Source organism: Bacillus sp. CIS52, assembly GCF_053545315.1.
Genome location: NZ_JBIUFR010000002.1, coordinates 501,907 through 526,296, shown reverse-complemented (window position 1 = coordinate 526,296; position 24,390 = coordinate 501,907). Strand labels below are relative to the sequence as shown.

The 24,390-nt window shown below is 47.9% G+C and carries 23 protein-coding genes and 1 pseudogene; 7 read left to right on the top strand and 17 right to left on the bottom strand.

What is annotated here, in order from left to right; genetic code table 11:
* Positions 1–50: 50 nt before the first annotated feature.
* Positions 51–2,120, bottom strand: a complete 2,070-nt coding sequence (locus tag ACH32G_RS12650; protein ID WP_049626989.1) for a sigma-54 interaction domain-containing protein — start codon at positions 2,118–2,120, stop codon at positions 51–53.
* 153 nt (positions 2,121–2,273) lie between these two features.
* On the opposite strand from ACH32G_RS12650, the gene ACH32G_RS12645 reads away from it, so the two are divergent.
* Positions 2,274–2,516: a DUF2627 domain-containing protein gene (locus ACH32G_RS12645; protein ID WP_064779014.1), complete on the top strand. Its 243-nt coding sequence runs from the start codon at positions 2,274–2,276 to the stop codon at positions 2,514–2,516.
* Positions 2,517–2,543: 27 nt separating this feature from the next.
* Here the strand turns inward: ACH32G_RS12645 and prpB are convergent, their stop codons facing one another.
* The 10 genes and pseudogenes from prpB to ytaF all read right to left on the bottom strand — a co-directional run bounded on the left by prpB (position 2,544) and on the right by ytaF (position 12,123).
* On the bottom strand, positions 2,544–3,449 hold the full coding sequence (gene prpB / locus ACH32G_RS12640) for a methylisocitrate lyase (RefSeq protein ID WP_049626991.1): 906 nt from the start codon (positions 3,447–3,449) through the stop codon (positions 2,544–2,546).
* An 18-nt stretch (positions 3,450–3,467) separates the two neighbouring features.
* Complete coding sequence (locus ACH32G_RS12635) at positions 3,468–4,895, bottom strand: bifunctional 2-methylcitrate dehydratase/aconitate hydratase (protein ID WP_264818805.1); 1,428 nt, start codon at positions 4,893–4,895, stop codon at positions 3,468–3,470.
* 26 nt (positions 4,896–4,921) lie between these two features.
* Positions 4,922–6,019: a citrate synthase gene (gene mmgD, locus ACH32G_RS12630; protein ID WP_049626993.1), complete on the bottom strand. Its 1,098-nt coding sequence runs from the start codon at positions 6,017–6,019 to the stop codon at positions 4,922–4,924.
* A gap of 24 nt (positions 6,020–6,043) precedes the next feature.
* On the bottom strand, positions 6,044–7,177 hold the full coding sequence (locus ACH32G_RS12625; protein WP_016939022.1) for an acyl-CoA dehydrogenase: 1,134 nt from the start codon (positions 7,175–7,177) through the stop codon (positions 6,044–6,046).
* A 28-nt stretch (positions 7,178–7,205) separates the two neighbouring features.
* Positions 7,206–8,057: a 3-hydroxybutyryl-CoA dehydrogenase gene (locus tag ACH32G_RS12620; RefSeq protein WP_016939021.1), complete on the bottom strand. Its 852-nt coding sequence runs from the start codon at positions 8,055–8,057 to the stop codon at positions 7,206–7,208.
* 20 nt (positions 8,058–8,077) lie between these two features.
* A complete protein-coding gene (locus tag ACH32G_RS12615; RefSeq protein WP_016939020.1) occupies positions 8,078–9,259 on the bottom strand; it encodes an acetyl-CoA C-acetyltransferase in 1,182 nt (393 codons plus the stop codon).
* 137 nt (positions 9,260–9,396) lie between these two features.
* Positions 9,397–10,134 carry a glycerophosphodiester phosphodiesterase gene (locus ACH32G_RS12610; RefSeq protein WP_342007935.1) on the bottom strand — a complete coding sequence of 246 codons (738 nt, stop codon included), beginning with the start codon at positions 10,132–10,134 and terminating at the stop codon, positions 9,397–9,399.
* 87 nt (positions 10,135–10,221) lie between these two features.
* The gene (locus ACH32G_RS12605) at positions 10,222–10,848 is read right to left on the bottom strand and encodes an N-acetylmuramoyl-L-alanine amidase family protein (RefSeq protein WP_016939018.1); all 627 of its coding nucleotides are present in this window, start codon (positions 10,846–10,848) and stop codon (positions 10,222–10,224) included.
* Positions 10,849–10,867: 19 nt separating this feature from the next.
* Positions 10,868–11,184: pseudogene (locus ACH32G_RS12600) on the bottom strand (hypothetical protein).
* Positions 11,185–11,490: 306 nt separating this feature from the next.
* Entirely contained in the window at positions 11,491–12,123 is a 633-nt protein-coding gene (ytaF, locus tag ACH32G_RS12595; protein WP_045927143.1) for a sporulation membrane protein YtaF, read from the bottom strand.
* Between the two features lie 147 nt (positions 12,124–12,270).
* On the opposite strand from ytaF, the gene ACH32G_RS12590 reads away from it, so the two are divergent.
* The 6 genes from ACH32G_RS12590 to alr all read left to right on the top strand — a co-directional run bounded on the left by ACH32G_RS12590 (position 12,271) and on the right by alr (position 16,585).
* Positions 12,271–12,903: a helix-turn-helix domain-containing protein gene (locus ACH32G_RS12590; protein WP_269775259.1), complete on the top strand. Its 633-nt coding sequence runs from the start codon at positions 12,271–12,273 to the stop codon at positions 12,901–12,903.
* Positions 12,904–13,194: 291 nt separating this feature from the next.
* Entirely contained in the window at positions 13,195–13,332 is a 138-nt protein-coding gene (locus tag ACH32G_RS12585; protein ID WP_162829239.1) for a hypothetical protein, read from the top strand.
* Positions 13,333–13,425: 93 nt separating this feature from the next.
* Positions 13,426–14,544 (top strand): NADH-dependent flavin oxidoreductase, encoded by a 1,119-nt coding sequence (locus ACH32G_RS12580; RefSeq protein WP_016939012.1) that lies wholly within the window; start codon positions 13,426–13,428, stop codon positions 14,542–14,544.
* A gap of 124 nt (positions 14,545–14,668) precedes the next feature.
* Positions 14,669–14,881 carry a spore germination protein gene (locus ACH32G_RS12575; protein WP_032864884.1) on the top strand — a complete coding sequence of 71 codons (213 nt, stop codon included), beginning with the start codon at positions 14,669–14,671 and terminating at the stop codon, positions 14,879–14,881.
* A gap of 124 nt (positions 14,882–15,005) precedes the next feature.
* A complete protein-coding gene (locus tag ACH32G_RS12570; protein ID WP_016939010.1) occupies positions 15,006–15,218 on the top strand; it encodes a spore germination protein in 213 nt (70 codons plus the stop codon).
* A gap of 185 nt (positions 15,219–15,403) precedes the next feature.
* Positions 15,404–16,585, top strand: a complete 1,182-nt coding sequence (gene alr, locus ACH32G_RS12565) for an alanine racemase (protein ID WP_448814407.1) — start codon at positions 15,404–15,406, stop codon at positions 16,583–16,585.
* Positions 16,586–16,727: 142 nt separating this feature from the next.
* On the opposite strand, the gene spo0A is transcribed toward alr, so the two are convergent.
* The 6 genes from spo0A to dxs form a co-directional block, all read right to left on the bottom strand.
* The gene (gene spo0A, locus ACH32G_RS12560; protein WP_003153177.1) at positions 16,728–17,528 is read right to left on the bottom strand and encodes a sporulation transcription factor Spo0A; all 801 of its coding nucleotides are present in this window, start codon (positions 17,526–17,528) and stop codon (positions 16,728–16,730) included.
* A 279-nt stretch (positions 17,529–17,807) separates the two neighbouring features.
* Positions 17,808–19,088 carry a SpoIVB peptidase gene (spoIVB, locus tag ACH32G_RS12555; protein ID WP_448814406.1) on the bottom strand — a complete coding sequence of 427 codons (1,281 nt, stop codon included), beginning with the start codon at positions 19,086–19,088 and terminating at the stop codon, positions 17,808–17,810.
* 163 nt (positions 19,089–19,251) lie between these two features.
* A complete protein-coding gene (gene recN, locus ACH32G_RS12550) occupies positions 19,252–20,982 on the bottom strand; it encodes a DNA repair protein RecN (protein WP_049626999.1) in 1,731 nt (576 codons plus the stop codon).
* Between the two features lie 31 nt (positions 20,983–21,013).
* Positions 21,014–21,463 carry a transcriptional regulator AhrC/ArgR gene (gene ahrC, locus ACH32G_RS12545; protein ID WP_003153173.1) on the bottom strand — a complete coding sequence of 150 codons (450 nt, stop codon included), beginning with the start codon at positions 21,461–21,463 and terminating at the stop codon, positions 21,014–21,016.
* Between the two features lie 96 nt (positions 21,464–21,559).
* Entirely contained in the window at positions 21,560–22,405 is an 846-nt protein-coding gene (locus ACH32G_RS12540) for a TlyA family RNA methyltransferase (protein WP_016939006.1), read from the bottom strand.
* Entirely contained in the window at positions 22,402–24,303 is a 1,902-nt protein-coding gene (gene dxs / locus ACH32G_RS12535; RefSeq protein WP_016939005.1) for a 1-deoxy-D-xylulose-5-phosphate synthase, read from the bottom strand. Before dxs ends, ACH32G_RS12540 begins: the two co-directional genes overlap by 4 nt.
* Positions 24,304–24,390: the final 87 nt, after the last annotated feature.

Sequence of the window (24,390 nt, the reverse complement as noted above, 5' to 3'; positions counted from 1 at the left end):
TCCGGCCTTTTTTCAAGAAAACATGCAGCTGGTTGCGCTGTTTCTGCAATTTATTGCATGCCGTCATTTGCAAGGCCGTACTTGTCCATTTTGTAGTACAGATTCCGAATGCTGACGCCAAGCGCTTTTGCCGTTTTGGTTCGGTTGAATTTGTGCTTTTCAAGCGTTTTTTGAATGACATGCGCTTCAAATTTTTCAACGGCTTGAGAGAGTTTTTCTCCTTCCACATCCGGAAAATCACTTTGAGCGCCGTTTTTTTCATTCAGCTCTGTTTCAAAAACAGGCAGATGCTGCTGTTCGATCCGCTCCATGTTCGGCTCTAAAAATATCATCGCCCGGCCGAGCACATTTTCGAGCTCTCGTACGTTTCCAGGCCAGCTGTAGGCTGATAAAGCACGCAGCGCGTTGGGCGAGAGTCCCTTTACGTTGCGTCCGTAATCCTGATTGATTTTTTCAATGAGCCGAATGCTCAGCGCTTCAATATCTTCTTTACGCTGCCGAAGCGGCGGGATGGAGATCGGATAACGGTTAATCCGGTAATACAGGTCTTCCCGGAACGTCCCTTCCGCCATGGCTTTTTCGATGTTGACATTTGTCGCTGCGATAATTCTGACATTGACAGGAATTGCTTTAGCGCCTCCGACTCTGATAATTTCTTTTTCCTGCAGAACTCTGAGCAGCTTTGCCTGGGTGCTTTGGGTCAGCTCCCCGATTTCATCTAAGAAAATGCTGCCGTTATTCGCTTCTTCAAAAAGCCCTTTTTTGCCCCCGCGCCTCGCGCCCGTAAACGCGCCTTCCTCATAGCCGAAAAGCTCGGATTCAAGCAGGGATTCAGATAGGGCCGCACAATTGACCCTGATGAATTTATTGTATTTTCGGTCGCTTTCGTTATGGATGGCGTGGGCGAAAAGTTCTTTTCCGGTGCCGGATTCTCCCCGCAGCAGAATCGTCGCCGGCGTTTTCGCCCCGAGCTTGGCCTGTTCAAGGGCCACCAGCATTTGTTCACTCGTGCCGATAATGTCATCAAACGTGTATTTCGCTTCAAGCGTGCGGATGATCTGGCGCGCCCGGTTCAATTCAGCCGTCAGCGTTTTAATTTCTGACACATCGTGAATGACGCCGACGCTGCCTTTTAAAATACCGTCGACAATAACAGGGGCAACATTCACGATGACATCCTTTTTATTGGGGCCGACTTTCATCCTTACCCCCCGTACGGGCCGCCTTGTCCCCAATACTTTCAGATGCATGCTTTCCCCTTCCGAAATATCGGTGGAGGCGGGTTTTCCGATGACTTCGCTTTCTGCCAGCCCGGTCATTTTTGTATACGCTTTGTTGATTAACATTCCGATGCCGTTTTCATCAACGACGGAAATGGCTTCGTCTGACGATTGAATAATCGCTTCAAGCATAGTGCGGATTTGTTTTAAGTTCGTGACCTCTTCTGCCAGCTCAACCGCGTCCGTGATGTCTTTAAACACGCATAACGCCCCGAGAAGCTTCCCGCCTTCATCAATGATCGGCAGTCTTGTCGTGACAATCTGAAGGTGCTTTCCGAGGAGCTGCTTCTGGTTATACTCCGGCTCTCTCGTTTCCAGAATCCGCGGCAGTTTTGTATTCGGCACTACGTCTTTAATTTGGCGGCCGATGACATCTTCCCGTTTTTGACCGACCATTTTTTCAGCCATCTGATTAAATAAAATGATCGTTTCATTGACGTCTATAAAAATCATGCCGTCGTGCGTTGAATTAAAAATCCGGTCATGCTTATACGTCTGGGACTTCAGCATTTGAATAAGCTCCTGTTTTTCCTCCATCAGCTGAAACATCATGTACGCCAATTTTCCCGGCATGACGATGGTTTGTTCTTTTTTCTGTTGGAGAAGCTCATCCATGACCGCCTTGTCGCCCGTTGTATGAATGATGATATCTATATCTTCGGTTATGTAAGATTTCCAATCTGATGAGGTTGCAATTCCATATTTCCGGGCTTCTTGCAGCCCTTGCGCCTCCGGATCTTGATCAACCACCGCAATAATTTGGATCAGCTTTGTTTTCATCAAAATCTGTAAGAGCGCCGTGCCTCCTTTACCAGCACCTATAATCAGCACCTTCTGCATCCCGATACCCCTTTATATGAAAAAATTTGCACACCTGTATTTTCCGTTGCAATAATTTGCACAACCCCTATGTTACCATGTTTTCATCTCTTGACAAAATATTTTTTCGATTGGACAATAAAGGAAATCACATCGTAAAGGGGTTTTCTGAATATGAGCCGGCTTGTTGCGCTTTTGATTCTCGTCCTCCCCGGCGCTGTCGCGGCGCTCGGCATTAAGCTGATGAGAGATGCATTATTCGGGCATGTGTTTGCCCCGTTTCCGTCCCTTTTCCTTCAGGGAGCTGCCGGACTGGCGTTTTTTTTATTCGGCCTTTATATTGTGGCAGGGTTTATTCTGTACAGAGATCGGAAACGCAACCAAGTCAGCCCGCGGTTCAGGAAAAAAAAGCTGTAAAAAAAGCCCTTGCAAAAAAGGGCTTTTTCAGTCGTCCGGCAGTATCGTTTTAGCAATGGATTGATCCAGTTCTTCATAGTCATCGTAAGCGATCGTTTCATATAATTCTTTTCTCGTCTGCATATCGGAAAGCCCCGCTTTTTGCGAGCCTTCTTCTTTTATAAGGCGGAAAATACGCTCAAAGGCCTTGGCCGCCGTTCTGAGTGATGTGACCGGGTAAATGACCATGTGACAGCCCATATCGGAAAATTCTTCCGCACTGTAATACGGCGTTTTTCCGAACTCGGTCATATTTGCGAGAACCGGCACACTGGTTTGTTTAGAAAACGCTCTGAATTCGCTTTCGGATTGGAGCGCTTCCGGAAAAATAGCGTCAGCACCCGCTTTTATATAAGCCGCCGCTCTTTTTACGGCGCCATCCAGCCCTTCCTGCTGTCTGGCGTCTGTCCTTGCAACAACGAGAAGAGTCGGCGCGGCCTGCTTGACCGCTTTGATTTTCTGCGCCATTTCTTCAATCGGCACGAGCTGCTTCCCATTCAGATGCCCGCATTTTTTCGGCAGGCGCTGATCCTCCATCTGCACGGCGGCTGCGCGCGCTTCATACATTTCTTTCGCCGTCCGGGCAGCGTTCAGGATACCTCCGAAACCCGTATCAATGTCCACAAGGACGGGCAGATCAGACGAGCGTACCAAATCTTTAACCCGTTCAGCCATTTCCGCCGACGTGATAATGCCTAAATCGGGCAGCCCCCTGCTCGCCGTGTAAGCCGCGCCTGATAAATAAAGAGCCGAAAACCCCGTTTTCTTGGCGATAAGAGCAGCCATCGCATCATGAGCACCTGGGATCTGCAATACATCCGGTGCTGTCATCAGCGTACGGAACCGCTCTGCAAGCTCCTCTTGAGACGACTGCCTGCTGACGATCCACGTCATGTTTGTCACCCTCCTATTTTATATGAGAAATAAGTCCATAAATTCAATAACGCTGAGCTGCTGCATCCGTCCGCTATGTCTGCAGGCTTCTTCTATTTTACGCTGCTGCTTCAATGAAAAATGAGTGCTGATGTTTGCTGAAAACTTGGCAAGAATATTCGGTACGGCTTCGTTTCTGCGGAACCGGTGCCCGAGCGGGTATTCACATTCGATCCGTTCCGTAGCTGTGCCGTCTGTAAAATGCACCTGTACGGCATTTGAGATGGATCGCTTATGCGGGTCTAAGTAATCCTTTGAGTACGCTTTGTGTTCCGTCACCTCCATTTTACCCCGCAATGTATCAATTCGCGGGTCAGACGCCGTTTCCTCTTCATAATGATCTGCCTTTATATCTCCGAAAAGAAGCCCGATTGCCGTAATGTACTGCAGGCAATGATCCCGGTCTGCCGGATTGTGAAGCGGCCCTTTTTTATCGATAATCCGGATTGCTGATTCATGCGTCATAATCGTGATCCTGTCGATTTCCCCGATGCGGTCTTTCACCTGCGGATGGAGCCGGACCGCGCATTCCGCCGCTGTCTGGGCGTGGAATTCTGCCGGATAGGATACTTTAAACAATACATTCTCCATCACATAGGATCCAAGCGGGCGGGCAAGCTTTATTTCCTGCCGGTTAAATAATACGTCTTGAAATCCCCACACCGGTGCGGTCAGCGCCGTCGGGTACCCCATTTCACCTTTTTGCGCCATCAGGGCCAAATACACGCCTCTGCTTGTCGCGTCACCGGCCGCCCATGATTTGCGCGACCCGGTGTTCGGCGCATGCCGGTACGTTCTGAGGCTTGAATTATCAATCCAGGCGTGAGATACGGCGTTATTGATTTCCGCTTTTGAGCCTCCCAGCATGTGGGCGCAAACAGCCGCAGTCGCCACTTTCACAAACAGCACATGGTCAAGCCCGACTCTGTTTAAACTGTTTTCTAAAGCGAGGATTCCTTGAATTTCGTGCGCTTTGATCATTGCGCGAAGCACATCGCGCACGGTAAGCGGTTCTTTCCCTTCAGACATTCTCACTCTGGAAATATAGTCCGCACAAGCCAATATGCCTCCGAGATTGTCAGACGGATGACCCCATTCAGCCGCAAGCCACGTATCATTATAATCGAGCCACCTGTTGATGCATCCGATATTAAAGGCGGCCGTGACGGGGTCTAATACAAAAGGCGTGCCCGGGACCCTGCTGCCGTTCGGCACAACGGTTCCCGGGACAATCGGGCCGAGCAGCTTTGTACATTCGGGATAGCTGAGCGCCAAAATTCCGCACCCTATCGTATCAAGAAGCACATGTCCTGCCGTAGTGAAAGCTTCTGAACTGTCAATCTCCTGATGGAGCACGTAATCAGAAATCTCTTCGATCACGGCGTCCATTCGGCGGGTTTCTGTCATGATTTTCATCTTCCTTTCTTATCTGTTTACAGGCGCGCTCCGGTATAGCGGACACGCGGGCGGAAAAGCCGGTTTCTGCTGTGCTGTTCAATGATGTGCGCACACAGGCCGACGGTTCGTGCGCTGAAAAATATAGGCGTGTACAGCGGTATCGGAATGCCGAGCATGTAATAGACCGGCGCTGCGTAGTAATCTAAATTCGGATAAAGGCCTTTTTTCTCCCGCATGACGGTTTCGCCGGCTTCACACATGTGATAGAGACGGAAATCCCCCGAGAGATCAGACAGCTTTTTCAATGCTTCTTTCATCATGAGCGCCCTCGGATCCATTTTTTTCATGTAGACACGATGGCCGAAGCCCATGATTTTTTCTTTGTTTGCGAGTTTCTGAGTTAACAATTGAATAAACCCGTCTGTATCCTTCGCTTCTTCAAGCATGTACATAACCGCTTCGTTCGCTCCGCCGTGAAGGTTTCCCTTAAGCGAGGCGACGGCTCCGGTGAGAGCGCCGTAAATATCCGATTGCGTCGAAGCGATGACACGGGCCGTAAATGTTGAGTTCGGCAATTCATGCTCACTGTATAAAAGAAGCGACCTGTCGAATATTTCTTCTTCCAAGGAGGACGGCGTTTTTCCGGTAATCATATATAAAAAGTTTGCGCTGTACGATAAGGTTCCGACAGGCGCTAAAGGTTCCTGACCGTTTATGACACGATAGCTGTTGACGGTCAGATTGGGCATTTTGCCTATCAGCCCGCGTACACGGTGCCGATTTACAGAAGAGGTGCGGTCATCAATATTCTTGTCAAAGCCGCCAAGTGCGGACAAGCCTGTCCTCAGACCGTCCATCGGATGAGTATGTTCAGGCAGCAGACGGCATATATGCAAGATTTCCTCGGGAAGGTCTCCGCCGCGCCGGATGTCATCTTCAAGCGCCGCCTTCTCTTTCGCATCAGGAAGTCTGTCTTCCAATAAGAGATGGACAATATCCATATAGCCGGCCGTTTTAGAAAGCTCGATCAGATCATGGCCTTTGATTAAAATCCTGCCCTGCTGTGTATCAAGAAAAGAAATCCCCGTTTCCACCGCAATGACGCCATCTAAACCGGGAGAATAAGATTCCATGGTTTCGCTCCTTTTCCGCGCTTTTTATTGAAGAAGATACTTAGAAATAATCAGCCTTTGAATCTCATTGGTGCCCTCATAGATTTGCGTGACCTTCGCATCCCGAAATAAACGCTCCGCGGGATACTCTTTCATATAGCCGTAGCCGCCGTGAATCTGCACAGCCTCCACTGCCGCTTTCATCGCCGCATCAGACGCGAATTGCTTTGCCATCGATGCTTCTTTTCCGCACGGAAGCCCGCGCTGATACAGATCAGCGGCATGATAGACCAATAATTTGGCAGCTTCCGCATTCGTCGCCATGTCAGAAAGTTTAAAAGAAACCGCCTGATTCGAGGCAATGGGCCTGCCGAACTGGCTGCGGGTTTTGGCGTATTCCGCCGAGCAGCCGAGCGCCGCTTCGATAATTCCGAGCGCCTGAGCCGCTATGCCGATCCGTCCGACATCTAGGTTTTTCATGGCGATTGAAAAACCCTCGCCCTCTTCGCCGAGCCGGTTTTCAATTGGAATTTCCGCTTGGTCAAATTGCAATTCGACGGTATTGGAACCTAACAATCCGAGCTTTTTTTCTTTCTTTCCGACAGAAAAGCCGGGTGTGTTTTTTTCAACGATAAAAGCGGAAATCCCCTTTCTCCCTTTTCCCGGGTCCGTTAAGGCAAATGTCAGATACAGATCTGCCGCTCCGCCGTTTGTAATAAAGATTTTAGAACCGTTCAGAATATATGAACCGCCTTTTCGCACAGCCGTTGTTTTCAGGCTTCCCGCATCAGATCCGGATTGAGGCTCAGTAAGCGCAAAAGCCCCGACGTATTCGCCCGCTGCCAGCTTTGGAATATACCTTTGTTTTTGGGCTTCTGTCCCGAAATGCAGAATCGGGTTTGTCCCTACCGATGTGTGGACGGATAAAATGACGCCGACAGCCGCGCTGACTTTTGATATTTCATGAATCGCTAAAATGTAAGATGTTGTATCAGCCCCCGCTCCGCCGTATGCTTCCGGGACGGGGATGCCCATTAACCCCGCTTCTCCCATTTTTTTAATCAGCCGGTCCGGAAATTCATCGGTTGTTTCCATGATTTCAACCATCGGTGCGATTTCCTTGCGTGCAAAATCGCGCACCATTTTTCTCATCATGATGTGCTCTTCTGTAAAATGCACGGCTGCAGGCCTCCCCATGATTTTTATGTCATCTGTTGTACTCATAAAAACCGCGCCCGCTTTTTTTGCCGAGCCAGCCGGCGCTGACATATTTTCTGAGCAGCGGGCATGGGCGGTATTTCGAATCTCCGAACCCCGCATAGAGAACCTCCATTATGGAAAGGCAAGTATCCAATCCGATGAAGTCGGCTAATGTTAAAGGCCCCATCGGATGACGCATGCCGAGCTTCATCACTTCATCAATCGCTTCCTTTGAAGCCGCCCCTTCGTAAAGGCAATAAACGGCCTCGTTAATCATCGGCATTAATATACGGTTAGATATAAAGCCGGGAAAATCATTGACTTCGACAGGCGTTTTTTTCATCCGGACGGCAAGCTTCTTTACTGTTTCAGCCGTGTCTTCCGACGTAGCAAGCCCTCTGATGACCTCGACAAGCTCCATGACAGGAACCGGATTCATAAAATGCATGCCGATTACTTTGTCAGGCCTTTTTGTGACAGCGGCAAGTTCCGTAATGGGAAGAGAAGACGTATTGCTTGCCAATACGGTATGAGGGGGACACATTTTGTCAAGTGTGCCGAGTAATTCAGTCTTTGCTGTTTTGTTTTCGGCAATGGCTTCTATTACAAAATCAGCATCTCCCGCTTCTGTGAGCGCTGCCGGGGAGATGCGGCTGAAAACGGATTCTGTTTCATGCCGTGTCTTGCGTCCTTTCGCCTGATCTTTCTCCAGATTTGTCTTTATGCGGTTAAGGCCTTTTGTCACCGATTCCGGCTCCACATCGTATAACATGACGGAAAACCCAGCTTCTGCAGCCGTCTGCGCGATGCCTGCTCCCATCTGACCCGCACCTGCGACCATGATTGTTTTCATCTTCATCTGACGCTCCCCTCGTTATATCAGTACACCTCCAGCAGGACGGCGTCTCCTTGGGCCGCTCCGCTGCATATCGCCGCTATGCCTAAACCTCCTCCGCGCCGCTTTAATTCGTATATCAAACTCATGATGATTCTGGCGCCGCTTGCGCCGATCGGATGGCCGAACGCGATCGCCCCTCCGTTTACATTCACTTTCTCCCGGCTGAATCCGGCAATCTTTTCGCTGACGAGCACGACGGACGCAAATGCTTCGTTTACTTCAAACAAATCAATATCGTCAACGGACAGTCCGGTTTTTTTCAGAAGCCGGCTGATCGCTTCTCCCGGTGCGCTGGCAAGCTCAGACGCTTCCAGTCCGACAGACGCAAAGCCAAGTATCGCAGCGAGCGGTCTGACATGCTGCTTCGCGGCCTTTTCCTCTGACATCAGCACAAATGCTCCGGCGCCGTCATTTACACCGGGAGCGTTTCCCGCTGTAACCGTTCCGCCGGCTGTAAAAATAGGCTTAAGCTTTGCGAGCTGCTCAAGGCTTGTATCAGGGCGCAGCCCCTCATCCTGCGTAACAGTATGCTGTTTGCCCTTTTTATCGGTCCAGGTAACCGGAACGATTTCTTCTTGCAATTTGCCCGTCTCAGCCGCCTCAGCCGCGCGTTTTTGGCTTTTAAGAGCGTAATTATCCTGTTCATCTCGGGAAATGCCGTACTTTTCGGCCGCAGCGCTTCCGTGGACAGCCATATGCACCTGATCGAACGCACAGGTCAGCCCGTCATGGACCATTAAATCCTGAAAAACCCCGTCTCCCATTCTTATACCCCAGCGGCCGGCCGGAATGGCGTACGGGATGTTGCTCATGCTTTCCATTCCGCCTGCAATCAGCACGTCGGCATCATTTGCCCGGATGATTTGATCACAGAAGGTAACGGCTCTAAGCCCCGATGCACAAACCTTATTAATGGTTTCAGCCGGAACGGACCATGGAAGCCCGGCATACCTTGCAGCCTGCCGTGCCGGAATCTGCCCCGCACCCGCTTGGACAACCATTCCCATCACCGCTCCTTCTGCTTCGCTTTCACCGATGCCGGCGCGCTTGATTGCTTCTTTTATGGCAATGCCGCCAAGCTCGGCTGCTTTTACCTCTTTTAATGCACCGCCGAATTTTCCGAACGGTGTTCTTGCCGCACTGACGATAACCGTTTTCCCCACACTTTTGCCTCACTTTCAGTAAAATAAAAGATAACGCTTACATAAAACGCCCTGTTACACTATATGAACCTCCTGATCACGTTATGATCGCCCCTCCGGTTTCTGCCCATAAAAAAAAGACTGTCTGAACAGTCTTCTTAATGGCGGCATTCTTCTTTTATAGAAACAGCCAGCTTTGGATAATCGGTAAAAAATGCGTCTGCTCCCGCTTTTATCAGCTGCTTCATATCTTCCGGACGATTAACGGTGAACGGACGGAGCTTCACTTGGTGTTTTATTAGATGTCTGACCGCTTCAGGGCTGACCGCCGGCGTACCAAGCTTAGGATGATAACCTGAAGCAGGGATTGAAGCGAGATACTGTTCAGGCCGGTACAGCACATCCATCGTCAGCACCGCCCGTTCAATCTCAGGCGCCAAGGCATGGCAAAGCGCGAGGCTCTCATGATTAAATGAAGAAAAAATAACGCGCTTTTCCAATCCGTAATACCTGACTTTTTTGATCACTTCTTTTTCCATTCCCTCGTAGCGGAATACACTGTTTTTCAGCTCAATATTGATCAGAAAATCGGCGCGCTCCGCAAAACGCAGCACGTCTGACAAAAGCGGAATTCTGACTCCTTTAAAAGAATCTTTCCATTTTCCGGCGGCATCGGCGGTTCTGATTTTGTCATACGCCGTATCTTTCACAAATCCTTGTAAAGACGTCGTTCGGTCAAGGGTTTCATCGTGAATGACCACGATACGGCCGTCTTTTGTCATCTGTACGTCAAGTTCGATTCCGTCCGCCCCGTCCTCAATCGCTTTTGTGAACGCGGGCATCGTATTTTCGGGATAGTCGCCCGACGCCCCCCGGTGGGCAAAAATAGTCGTCATATGTTTCACCTCAGGTGTTTGTCATCGGTTTTCTCTATTATAATCGTTATGCACATAAGGTGGGCGCTATTTACACATATTTTACGATTATCGGCCGCTGTAATAGGTTTCGATTCCATTTACAATGGCGTCGGCGGCGTGTTCTTGCCCGTCAGCATTTTTCAGCTTGTCCGCATCTTGAGGATTTGTGATAAAGCCTAATTCAGCCAGCACACTAGGCATTTTTGAATATGTAATGACATAAAAAGGGGCTTCTTTTACACCTCTGTCCCTCATCTCTAGAGACGAGACAAGCTGCTGTTGAATATCAGAAGCAAGCCTTTCGCTGTCTGCTCCTTCATATGTTGAATTAAAATACGTTTCTGTACCCGATGCCGTCGATACGGCTGAGTTCGTATGAAGGCTGACGAATAAATCGGATTGGCTGGCGCTTGCTTTCGCCACCCGCTCGTCCAAACTTAAAAAAGTATCATCAGTCCTTGACGCAACAGGTGTTGCACCTTCTGCTTCCAATTTGGCGGCTACCTTGTTTGACACCGCTAAATTGATGTTTTTCTCCAGCAGTCCATTTCCCCCGGCCCCGCTGTCTTCTCCGCCATGTCCGGCATCAATATAGATGGTCTTCCCTTGCAAAGGTTCGGCTGCATAAGCGGACGGCGCAAGCAGAAGCAGGGCGGCACCGAATGCAGCAGCGCTTTTTGTCAGTAGGCCCACGTTTTTTCCTCCCCGTTTTTCACATATCTGTTTCTTTTTTCAGTTCTTCAAGCCGTAATTGTCCATTGCTCTCTTTTTATAGGTGATTTGCACCGCCGTATGTTCAGGCAGAAACTGACATTCAAGCCGCTTAGCAAAAGGCACCTTCACCTCGCGCCGCTCTCCGTCAATTTCCAGTGCGATCATATCGTTTCCGGCCGCTTTTATAAATGTTCCTTCCTGTGTAAATGACGGCGCCGAATCCGCCTCAGCGGTATACTCGCAGCCTGACAGCAGCCATGCAGTGAAGATCAGAAGGATGACAGACTTCACACAGATCACCTCACGTTTTCTCATTCGGCTTTATCTTTGTACAGAATGGCGGATTTGTAAAGGGCGCCTTCGTCCCTCCAGCGTTTTTCCATATTTGGAATAAGGCTTTCTGACCCGCTGATTACCTGAACTTAGAAAGAAAGCGAGCTGATCCGTCTATGAAAAAGGTTCTGTCTGAAGGCCGAATATGCAAAATTTAACGGAAAGGGACGACTTTCTATTCATTTTGAAAAAATGACAGATCGGCAAAAAAAGAGAGCCCGTCATGCGCTCTCCCGAACAGAATGATTCATATTTATTTTGAGCTTTTCATAAAATGAACGGGACAACTTAAAAGAGCAGCGTATTGACGGCAATGATGAGAATAATCACTCCGCTCAGCACCGTGCTGAACTGTCCGACATGGAAAGTACCGATGCGCAGTGACGCAGCTTTTTTCCCAAGCAGGCAGCCGATCCATATGGTCAGAAAGCTTCCGATCGCCGCAGTGATGGAAATGGCAGCGGGAGAAAGCCCGATCAGGCCCGCGCTTAATCCGTTGGTCAGCGCATTTGCGGATACGGCCACCCCGAGAACCATGGATTCCAATATACCGATTTCTCCCGAACCGTCAGCATCCGCTGTCTCCGGATTTTGCAGCAGACCGGCGAAACGGCCTTTTTTTCCAGACGTGTCAGCAGGCGTTGTATTTTCTTTTTTTCTCGGCATAGCCAGCAGAATGATGCGGATGCCGATCACAGATAAAATAAAAGCCGCCAGCAACACGGGAAAAAAGCCCGGTAAAACGGCTGAAATCCATTTGCCGAAATAAATTCCGATATAACTGAATAAAAAACAGATAAAAGCGATCATTATATTTGATGCGTGCGATATTTTGATCTTTCTGATGCCGTATGACATCCCCACTCCTAAATTATCAATGCTCGAGGACACTGCCAAACCTAAAATCAATAACCAAGCCATGTTATGTTCTCCCCATTCTTTGATGTCTTTTCAACATGTTGTGCTGTTCCAATCTACACTATCCTATTCATCAGCACAGAAAAGGTACCTTTTCTGCAAAAATTATTGACTGATTATCATCATTCCGGCGGAAACGAGGTGACACCCTTGGCAGAAAATGAACATAAGACATTGGGCCCCCTTTTAAAATCACTGCTTGATAAGCACTCTCTCTCCATGAGAAAACTCGGCGCATTAGCCAACATTGATACGGCCACCATCTCCCGGATTATAAACGGCAAGCAGAAGGCCAATTTAAAGCATCTTCAGGAATTTTCAAAGCACCTCCGCACCCCGCTGGAGGAATTGCTTGAAGCGTCAGGAATAGACATCGGCCATGAAAAAGAGACTGCGCAGCAAGATCCGATGCACGCGATTCAGGATATGCTGAACATGGCGGAGATGTTTGATCAGCCTTTTTCCCGTGAACAAATTGAACGCGAGCTGACCAGATATGAACAATATGCCAAAACCCAGCAGGGCCATCGCCTGATTTGTGATGAGTTTCAAAAGAAAATGAATAATGAAGAAAGTGTCGGCCCTTTTATTGATCACTTGAAAAACATGCATCATCAATATATGGACGAATCAACACCGGCTGAAGACCGCCCGATTCTCGGGAGTGCCCTCCTGTATTATATTTTAGCGACAGACGTGATTCCGGATTACATGTTTCCGATCGGCTATCTGGATGACGCCATCGCCGTTCAAATCGCTTTGCATCGGCTGAAAAAAAAGTAAAGGCGCCTAAAAAGCGCCCTTTTTTGTTGAAAAATATGAAACACCGCATTACGGTTTTGTCAAAACAGAGACAGCTGTCATATGATACATTAACCTAACAAAAAGGAGGGTGTCTTCTATGGACAGCAACACAGTTGTGGCAGTCTGCGCTCTGTTAAGTGTTGTGATTCAGATCGGAACGATATTCGCCGCAGGAAAGTGGAAAAAAGAATAAAAACAAATTTGACGGTTTTTTCACACAAGCGTATGCTTATAAATAACCTTGTAAAAGATAAGAAAGAAGATATGCATATGAAAAAAATCATTCTCCTATTCGCCGCCGCTGTCATATTCAGCTCGATCGGCCATCAAATTTCAGGCGGGTATAAAGACCCTGAAAAGGAACGGAGAAAACCGTTCCAGTCGTTTAAATGGTTCGGCCGGTCATAACCTCAGGAAGAAGAACAAGCAAAATAATTGCACACAATTAAAACATAAGCTAGAATACGGACGAGTTAAACTTTTAAGGAAGAAGGCGAAATAATGAAGCAAACATATAAACCGCTGTTTGAACCTTTTACGTTCGAAAGCGGCGTTACCATACCAAACCGTATTTCCGTTGCACCGATGACCCACTATTCCTCAAACGATGACGGAACGATTTCCGAACGTGAATTGAGCTACATTACTCCCCGTTCAAAAGAAATGGGCATGGTCATTACGGCATGTGCAAACGTAACACCTGACGGCAAAGCGTTTCCCGGCCAGCCCGGCATCTATGATGATTCTCACATTCCCGGCTTGAAAAAACTCGCTCAAGCGATCCAGTCTCAAGGAGCGAAAGCCGTTGTGCAGATTCACCATGGCGGATTGGAATGCCCTCCTGAACTCGTACCGAATAACGACGTCGTCAGCCCAAGCGGTTCAGAAGAAGACGGCAGACAAACTTCCCGGGCTCTCACTGAACAAGAGATTGAGCACATTGTAAAAGCATTCGGCGAAGCGACACGCAGAGCGATTGAAGCCGGCTTTGACGGTGTAGAAATTCACGGGGCAAACGGATACTTGATTCAACAATTTTATTCTCCGAAAACAAATCAGCGCACAGACCGCTGGGGCGGGAGCGATGAAAAGCGCCTTGCGTTCCCGCTTGCAGTCGTTGACGCTGTCAAACAGGCAATTGATGCACACGCTGAACATCCATTTGTTCTCGGCTACCGTCTGTCACCTGAAGAGCCGGAAACGCCGGGGCTTACAATGAAAGAAACATTCATGCTCGCTGATGCACTTGCGGAAGAAAACTTGGATTATCTGCATATTTCACTGATGGATGTCAATTCCAAAGCCCGCCGCGGCGCAGATACTTCACGGACACGGATGGATTTATTAAACGAACGCGTCGGCCACAAAGTGCCGCTGATGGCGGTCGGTTCCATCTATACCGCGGACGAAGCGCTCGCCGTATTAGAAAGCGGGATTCCGCTGGTGGCTCTGGGACGTGTCATTTTAATTAACCCTGAATGGGCGGTGCTGGTCAAAGAAGGCCGCGAACAGGAAATCGAAAAAGCCATTAAAGCATCTGAAATTGAGAAATACCGACTTCCTGAACCGTTATGGGAAATGATCCAGAATACAGGCGGCTGGGTGCCGTTTGAAAAGTAATCAAAAAACTGCCGGACGTCCGGCAGTTTTTTTGTTTCATAACTTTTTACCGCTTTGTTTACTCCTATTACTGATTCGCAGCGTACATATAGTAAATAGATTAATAGAAAGGAGACCGTATATGATGGCTGGTTTTCCTATTACGATTAACAGTCTTTCCGGAAACGGAGTTGTCAATGTCGGCGGGGCGTTTTCGATAAGCCCTTTAACCGTATCAAAAACCGTCTACGGCTCAGGAGGAGGAAATATAGGTATTGTTCTGCAATTAAACCAATTCAGCACGTCTCAATCACTAAACTCGCAATTCTCTGATCAAAATGTAACGAAAACACTATGATATCTGTATTTCCCTCCCTTTCCGGCTCACAGCAGCCGGTTTTTTTTGCCGTTTTGTTTAATCTTATTTCATATTACAGCGTACATATAGATAGTAGACTGTGAGAGAAAGGAGAAAAAATAGAATGAGCGGTTGCCCGATTACGATAAACAACGTATCAGGAAACGGCGTTGTCAATGTTGGCGGCGCCATATCCATCAGTCCGCTGACTGCATCAAAAACCGTTTTCGGTTCCGGAGGGGGAAATATCGGCATTGTCATTCAAAACAATGCTGTAAGCCAGTCCAAAATGTTTGAACACCAATTTTCAGATCAGAATATTGTGAAGTCAATTTAAGGGCTGCCATGCAGCCCTTACTGCATAAATAAAGCAGGCGCACTGATTTCCCGAAAACTTGATTTTAAACATCAGCGGTCACCTTCTCATGTTTTGAATGATTTCAGTTCAGTGTGAATAAAATGCAGATTGAAAGCATGAAAACACGTCAGTACTGAATCTCATTAAGGAAAGAAGGAATCGCGATGAAAAAACTTTGCCGGGAAGTTTGGATTGAAGTTGACCTTGATGCGATAAAAAAGAATGTACGGGCGATCCGCCGCCATATTCCGAAGAAGTCGAAGATTATGGCCGTCGTAAAAGCAAATGCTTATGGCCACGGCTCTGTGGAAGTAGCGCGGCAGGCACTGGAAAGCGGCGCGAGCGAGCTCGCAGTTGCCAGCGTTGAAGAGGGAATTGTGTTACGGAGAGCGGGAATTACGGCACCTATCCTTGTGCTCGGCTTTACAGCTCTCAGCTGTGTAAAAAAATCTGCCTTGTGGAATATAACATTATCAGCGTTTCAAGTCAGCTGGGTCAAAAAAGCAAATCAGATATTGGAAAAAGAAGCTGATTCGAAACGGCTGTCCATTCATATCAATGTGGATACCGGAATGGGCCGGCTGGGTGTACGCACAGAAGAAGACCTTTTAGCAGTTGTAAAAGCGCTCAAGTCGAGTACATACCTGTCATGGGACGGGGTCTTTACCCATTTTTCAACAGCGGATGAACCTGATACTGAATTGACAATGCTGCAGCATGAAAAGTTCATCAGCTTTCTCCGCTTTTTAAAAAATCAAGACATCCCGCTGCCTACTGTCCATATGTGCAACACAGCCGCCGCTATCGCTTTTCCCGAATTCAGCGCCGATATGATCCGTTTAGGCATCGGTTTATATGGACTATACCCGTCCGCTTATATAAAGGAGCTGAACCTCGTAGATCTCACGCCCGCACTCAGCTTAAAGGCACGTATCGCTTATGTGAAAGCCATGGTGACAGAGCCCCGGACCGTCAGTTATGGCGCCACATATATCGCCGAACCGGGTGAAATCATCGCGACAATTCCGATCGGCTATGCTGACGGCTACTCGCGCGCCCTTTCCAACCGCGGGTTTATTCTTCACCGCGGCAGAAGAGTGCCGGTGGCGGGGAGAGTGACGATGGATATGATTATGGTCAGTTTGGGTGATAGTGAGGGCAAACAAGGAGAAGAAGTCGTCATTTACGGCAAACAAAAAGGAGCCGAGATTTCCGTTGATGAAATTGCCGAAATGCTCGGTACGATTAACTACGAAGTCGTATCTGCGTTAAGCCGCCGCGTCCCCCGCTTTTATATCAGAGACGGCGAAATCATCAAAGTATCAGCTCCCGTGTTATATGTGTAGATGCCGTAAATCCCGCTTTTATGCGGCTTCAAGATTCCTCAGGCTGGAGGGATCTTCGTGAGCAAAAACTCAAAACGCCTTCTCTTCCGCATTCATGCACGGAAAAGAAGGCGTAAAACGTCATCTTGCCATAAAGCTTGCGTTACGAAGCTTTATGCTCTAATCTCAGCTTGTCAGCAACCATCGCGATGAATTCTGAGTTGGTTGGTTTTGCTTTTGTCATGCTTACGGTATACCCGAACAGCGAAGAAATGGAATCAATATTTCCCCTGCTCCAAGCGACTTCAATCGCATGGCGGATGGCCCGTTCTACACGGCTTGCGGTCGTGTTGAATTTTTTGGCGATGTCGGGATAAAGGACTTTTGTGATGCTGCCGAGGAGTTCAATATCGTTGTACACCATGGAAATGGCTTCCCGCAAATAAAGATAGCCTTTAATATGGGCAGGCACACCGATCTCATGGATAATGCTTGTAATGCTGGCATCGAGATTTTTCCGTTTCGGCTCCGGCTGGCTGCGGATGATGCTGCTTTGTGCAGACGGCGCACGGTGTGTGACGCTGCTGACATTTCCGCTTACCTGACGGATATGGCCGACAAGGTTTTCCATATCAAACGGCTTCAGGATGAAATAGGACGCACCTAAATCGACGGCTTTTTTCGTAACGTCTTCCTGACCGAATGCCGTCAGCATGATAACGTTCGGCTGTTTCTCAAGCTCTGATTCACGGAGCCGCTCCAAAACCGCCAGTCCGTCCAGATGCGGCATAATAATATCTAAAACGAGCACATCGGGATTTTTATCTTTAAACAAAGAAAGACATTCCTGCCCGTTATAAGCAACGCCGATTACTTCCATATCATCCTGTCCCTCTATATATTCACTCAACAGGCTTACAAGCTCTCGATTATCATCAGCAACACAAACTTTAATTTTCTCCACGTTTCTTCCTCCCCCAATGTATTAACAGGACACAACCTATTTGACTGCTACATGTTACATTCGACAAAACCACTACTTCCCCTTTTAAAAAATCCATATTTACCAATAATAGTGGAATATCTTTGTTTTTCTAGCATTTTCTAGGTTTTTCGACTAAAAATTAAGTTTGACAAATCAGGAAACGTGAATTTGTCGAAAAATCTTCATGTCTTATTTTACATGAATCCTGGAAAGAAGTGAAGAACGCGCACATAAAAAAACTGCCGGATGATCCGGCAGTCAGCTTGCTTTGTCTTTTCCATAAACATCAACACCCGCTTCAGAAAGCATCCATTCGATATGAACGCCGTAGCCGCTTGTCGGATCATTGACAAACACGTGGGTTACGGCTCCGATGACTTTCCCGTTTTGGATGATCGGGCTTCCGCTCATTCCCTGAACGATTCCGCCGGTTTTTTTCAGCAGTTTCGGATCGGTCACTTTTAACACCATTCCCTTAGTCGCCGGGAATTTTTGCGGAGTGGTGCTGACGATTTCAATATCAAATTTCTCTACTTTATCGTTTTCAATAACCGTCAGCATTTGCGCCGGTCCTTTTTTCACTTCATTTGACAAGGCAATCGGAAGCGCTTTGTCTGAGATGTTGTTTTTAATCGGCTGATGCAGTTTCCCGAAAATGCCGAACGGACTGTTGCGGTTAATATCGCCGATCGTTTTCCGTTCTGACGAAAACCTTGCCAGTTTTTCGCCGGGATTGCCGCCTTTTCCTTTTTCAATTGATGTTACAGTTGAACGGACGATTTCGCCGTCTTCCACAACAATCGGTTTTTTCGTATCCATATCAGAAATGACGTGGCCCAATGCGCCGTATTTTTTTGTTTTCGGTTCAAAAAATGTCATCGTGCCGATACCGGCTGCCGAATCACGAATATAAAGGCCGATTCGATATTTTCCCTCAGCTTCGTCCTTTGTCGGAATCAGCTTTGTCTTGATTTTTTGCTTATCGCGTTTCACCAATAAATCCAAAGATTCCCCGGTCTTACCCGCTTTTTGAATAAACGGGGCGATGTCGCTCATTTTTTCAATTTTATGTCCGTTCATTTTAATAATGATGTCGCCAGATTCAATTCCCGCTTGTTCTCCCGGAGATTTTTTCCCATCCTTTGTCATCACCTGGTGAAAGCCGACGACCAAAACACCGACTGAATGCAGTTTTACACCGATGGACTGTCCGCCCGGAATGACCTTCAATTCAGGAAGGACACGCACTTTCGTTTTTTTAATGGGAAACCCGGCAAGATCATATACTACTTCTGACCGGCCTTGTTTTTGCCCTGTTATGCTTGCATGACCGTGCTCTTCTCTCAGCGTAAAGGCTTCTGATAATTCACCCTTTTCAGCGCTTATTGATGCATTGACCGGAACGGCTTGTGTCTGGTTTTCAAAGACGCTCATTTCTGACGGTATCAGTAAAAATTCTTTAAATGGCTTAAAAAAGCCTACACTTAGTAAAGAAACAAGGAGAATTACACCTATTGCTTTCCTCATGTTATCGTGCATTCATTCCTTCACTCTCCTCGCTCCTATCCCACACCACTTTCTTTTTCTGCTACCTCTATACTTTTGCCTTCCTGCGCTTGATTTATAACCGGCATACGAAGAAAAACATTGGATACACTGTTAGAGAAATGGAACAAAAAAATAAGCTGCCTGTATCAGCAGCTTATCCTGTCGTTTTTACCTGTCCGGCCTGTTTTAAAAGCTCTTGCGCATGCCGTTTTGTCAGGTCGGTCACTTCAACACCCGCAATCATACGGCCGATTTCCGCTACCTTATCCTGCTTTGAAAGCGGCGTGACATGCGTTGTCGTCCGTCCGTCTTTGAATTCTTTTGCGATCAAAAGGTGCGTATCCGCCATAGCGGCAACCTGCGGCAGGTGTGTAATGCAGAGCACCTGTGAACCAGTCGATACTTTATGGATTTTTTCCGCGATGGCTTGGGCAACCCGCCCGCTTACGCCAGTGTCCACTTCATCAAAGATGATGGAAGTGACATCCTGCTGGGAAGAAAAAATACTCTTCAGCGCCAGCATCACCCTTGAAAGTTCGCCGCCGGATGCGACCTTTGACAGCGGTTTTAACGGCTCACCGGTGTTCGTTGAAATTAAAAATTTCACGAGGTCAATTCCCTTTTGGGTAAGCTGCACGGGCTGGCCGTTGACAACCGGCGCTTCACTGGCAGACGGATCGGTTTTCACGAGGAATTCCGTATCAAACGTTGATTTGCCCATATACAGGCTTTTTAATTCCCGATGAATTGCTTCCGCCAGTTTTTTGGCCCAGGCTTTTCTGATTTTTGATAAATTGGCGGCTTCTACGGCCACATCTTTGCCGACGGACTCCAGTTCCTTCTTCAGCGCTTCAAGGTGGCTGTCGCGGTTTTCGATTTGATCAATTTCCTCTTCTATTTTGGAGCCGTATTCCAGAATGTCTTCGACCGTCGCTCCGTATTTACGCTTCAGCTGTTTAATCTCGTTTAAACGGGTTTCAATAAAATTCAGCCGTTCCGGGTCATACTCCAGATCATCTAGCAGATTGCGCATTTGAAAGGTTGCATCCTCCAGCAGATAATAGGAACTTGACACACTTTCTGACAGCTTTTGCAGCGGTTCATTGATATCCGAAATGTCTTCAAGCTGGGCAGAGGCCATTCCGACCCAGTCAAGCCCCCCCTGTTCGCTGCGGAGCGCATTATAGGCGTTTTGCAATGATTCATAAATTTTTTCAAAGTTGGATATCTGCTTCCGCTCTTCTTGAAGAAGTTCGTCTTCATTCAATTCGAGCTTCGCTGATTCGATTTCTTCAAGCTGAAATTGAATCAGATCTAACCGATGCGCCATTTCCTGTTCGCTTTCCGACAGCTTCTTCACTTTTTTGAGCAGCTTCATATAACGGTCGTAGCCTTCTTGGTATGCCTGAAGCGCTGATTCGGCCTCAGCGCCCGCAAATTTATCCAAAAGCTCTAAATGTTTGTCATCTTCCATTAACAGCTGGTTGTCATGCTGCCCGTGAATATCTAATAAAAGTCTGCCGATCTCCCTCAAAGCCGCAATCGTTACTAATTTTCCGTTGACACGGCAGACGCTTTTTCCCCCGGCATTAATGTCTCTTCTCATGACAATCATGTCGTCAGATGCGTCTATTCCCTGCTCACGGCACACCTCAAAAACGGGATGGCCGCTGTCCAAAAGAAACAGTCCTTCAAGCTCGGCCTTTGTTTCACCGTAACGGACAAATTCAGACGACCCGCGGCCGCCGACTAACAGGGAAACGGCGTCTATAATAATTGACTTGCCGGCCCCTGTTTCTCCCGTCAGGACGGTGAGCCCCCGTTCAAACGAAATCGTCAGTTCCTCTATAATGGCAAAGTTTTTTATTGATAGTTCAGCTAACAAACAGCATTCCACCTTTTATCTGATAATTACGCTACAGCAGCTCCAAAAGACGGCTTTGAACGCCCTCCGTATCTTCAGGCGTCCTGCAGATGATTAAAATTGTGTCATCTCCGCAGATCGTGCCCATGATTTCTTCCCATTCGAGATTATCCATCAAAGCGCCGATTGCCTGCGCATTCCCCGGCATCGTTTTTAATACGATCATGTGGCTTGCTGAGTCAATTTTTACGAACGCATCCATTAATGAACGCTTCAGTTTTGACAGCGGGTTGAACCGCTGATCCGCCGGCAGGCTGTATTTGTAGGAACCGTTATTGGTCGGCACCTTTACGAGATGCAGTTCTTTAATGTCCCTGGAAACAGTCGCCTGGGTTACCTTATACCCTTCTTCTCTCAGCATGTCAACTAAGTCATCCTGCGTTTCAATCTCATGGCTTGTAATAAGCTCTCTGATTTTTATATGCCTTTGGCCTTTTGTCATGTAAGCACCTCTGTTTTCAAGCTGTTCTTGTCATTATGTTAACCGCTTCTTGATAAAAAGTACATGATGGCAGAAAAAAGGAATAATAGCCCCCTATTATTCCGGTACATCTGTCTTTTTGGCTTTTAATGTTTCATGTGCTTCGCGGACGGTACGGAGAATATCTTCTTCCGGCAGTTCAGCGCCGTTTCCGTCTTCTCCCTCCCACTTCAAATGAAGCAGAAACTCGATATTGCCGTCTCCCCCTGTAATCGGTGAGAAGGACAGTCCTTTCACTGTATATCCTTCAGAAGCGGCAAACTGATTCATACGGCGGAGAACGTCAGCATGAACGCCGGGATCTCTGACAATGCCTTTTTTTCCGACTGATTCACGTCCGGCTTCAAATTGCGGCTTCACCAGTGCGATACAATCGCTTCCCGGCACAAGCAGCGTTTTTAAAACCGGCAGAATAAGACGGAGTGAGATGAAAGAAACATCGATCGTCGCGAATTCCGGCAGACCCTCTGTGAAATCGGAAGGCTCGGAATAGCGGAAATTCGTCCGTTCCATGACGACGACCCTCTCGTCCTGTCTCAGCTTCCAAGCGAGCTGATTATAGCCGACGTCTACTGCATAGGACCGTTCGGCGCCGTTTTGGAGGGCGCAATCTGTAAATCCTCCAGTAGACGAGCCGATATCAATCATCGTTTTGCCTTTTACTGAGACGGGAAACACCTCAAGAGCTTTCTCAAGCTTTAATCCGCCTCTGCTGACGTATTTAAGAGGGTTTCCTTTTACCGTTAACGGAAGATCCCGGGCGATTTTTTCACCCGGTTTGTCCAATCGGTTTTCATTTGAGTATACGATGCCCGCCATAATGGCGCGTTTCGCTTTTTCCCGCGTTTCCGCAAGGCCTTTTTCTACAAGAAGTACATCTAATCGTTCTTTTTTTGCTGTCATGATCCAATTCCTTTATGTGTCTTCGGCGGCATCAGCAGTTTAATCCGGTTCATAACCTCAGCCTTTGTGAGACCGATTTCTTCAAGCAGGGCGGTTACGCTTCCGTGCTCAATGAACCGGTCAGGAATGCCCATTCTGTCAATCGGCGTATGATACATGCCGAGGTCATGAGCGAATTCAAGAATCGTGCTTCCGAATCCGCCTTCAAGCACGGCTTCTTCAATCGTTAAAATCGGCAGACCTTCATTAAGAATCGCCTTCATCATTTGTTTATCAATCGGTTTTATGAACCGCGCATTGACGACACGCACGGACAGGCCTTCTTTTTGCAGTTCTTCAGCCGCTTCGAGCGCCATTTCAATGGTCGTTCCGAACGTTAAAATCACCGCGTCTTTTCCGGGACGGAGCACTTCCCATGTTCCGATCGGAATGGTTTTCAGCTCTTTATCCATCTTTACACCGAGCCCGTTTCCGCGCGGGAAGCGCATCGCGATCGGACCTTCCTCATAAGCAAGAGCTGTATTGACCATGTGGCGGCCTTCATTTTCATCCTTCGGCATCATTAAAACGAGGTTCGGTATATGACGCAAAAAGGCAATGTCAAAGACGCCTTGATGGGTCTCCCCGTCAGCGCCGACCAAACCCGCGCGGTCAATGCCGATAAATACATTCGCGTTTTGACGGCAGATGTCATGGACGACCTGATCATACGCCCGCTGCAAAAAGGTCGAATAGATCGCGAGAAACGGCTTCATGCCTTGAAGCGCCATTCCCGCGGCCATCGTCGCCGCATGCTGTTCTGCGATTCCGACATCAAACATGCGCTCCGGAAATTCTTTCGCAAACCCTTCCAGCTTAGAACCGACCGGCATGGCCGGTGTAATCGCGACAATTCTGTCATCCTCGCGCGCCAGCTCCTGCACGGTCCCGCTGACGAGTCCGCTCCATGAAGGCGCCGCGGCTTTCGGCTTGACGAAATCACCCGTATTGATTTTGTACGGGCCAGTCCCGTGCCATGTCCCGATTGTGTCGGTCTCTGCCGGTTTATAGCCTTTGCCCTTTTTCGTGATGACATGTAAAAGGACTGGGCCTTTTGTTTTTTTGGCGTATTGCAGGTTTTCAAACAGCTCGTGGTAGGAATGACCGTCTACCGGGCCTAAATACGTAAAGCCCAGCTCTTCAAAAAACATGCCTGACACAAGCATATATTTTAAGCTGTCTTTTATCCGCTCAGCCGTGGCGGCCAATTTTCCGCCGACGGCCGGGATGCGCTTAAATAAATATTCCAGCTCGTCTTTTACCCATTGATATTTGCCGGCCGTGCGAAGCCGGCCGAGCATAGAATGAATCGCCCCGACATTCGGCGCAATGCTCATCTCATTATCATTCAGGATGACGATCATATCTTTTTTCTCGTCGCCGATATGGTTCAGTGCTTCAAGCGCCATTCCTCCGGTTAAAGCGCCATCCCCGATAATCGGGATGATATATTCTTTCGTCCCTTTAATATCGCGGGCGGCAGCCATTCCCATCGCGCCTGAGAGCGATGTTGAGCTGTGGCCTGTTTCCCATACGTCATGTTCGCTTTCGCTGCGTTTCGGGAAACCGCAAAGCCCTTTATATTGGCGCAAGGTTTCAAACTCCTTGCCGCGTCCGGTTAACAGTTTATGAACATAGGACTGATGTCCGACATCCCATAAAAATTTATCTTTCGGACTGTCAAATTCTTTGTGAAGCGCAATCGTCAGCTCGACAACCCCGAGGTTCGGCCCGATATGGCCGCCTGAGGCAGACAGCGATGTGATGAGAAAATTGCGGATTTCCTCACCCAGCTCTTCCAGCTGTTCAATTGACATCTTTTTAAGAAATGACGGGTCCTGTATTGATAAAAGATCCAAAGCGGATCAACTCACTTTCAGCATGAATTTCTGCAAATTAAACAGTGTCTTTTTAAAAAAATAAAAAGACTCCCTTTTTATTTTCAT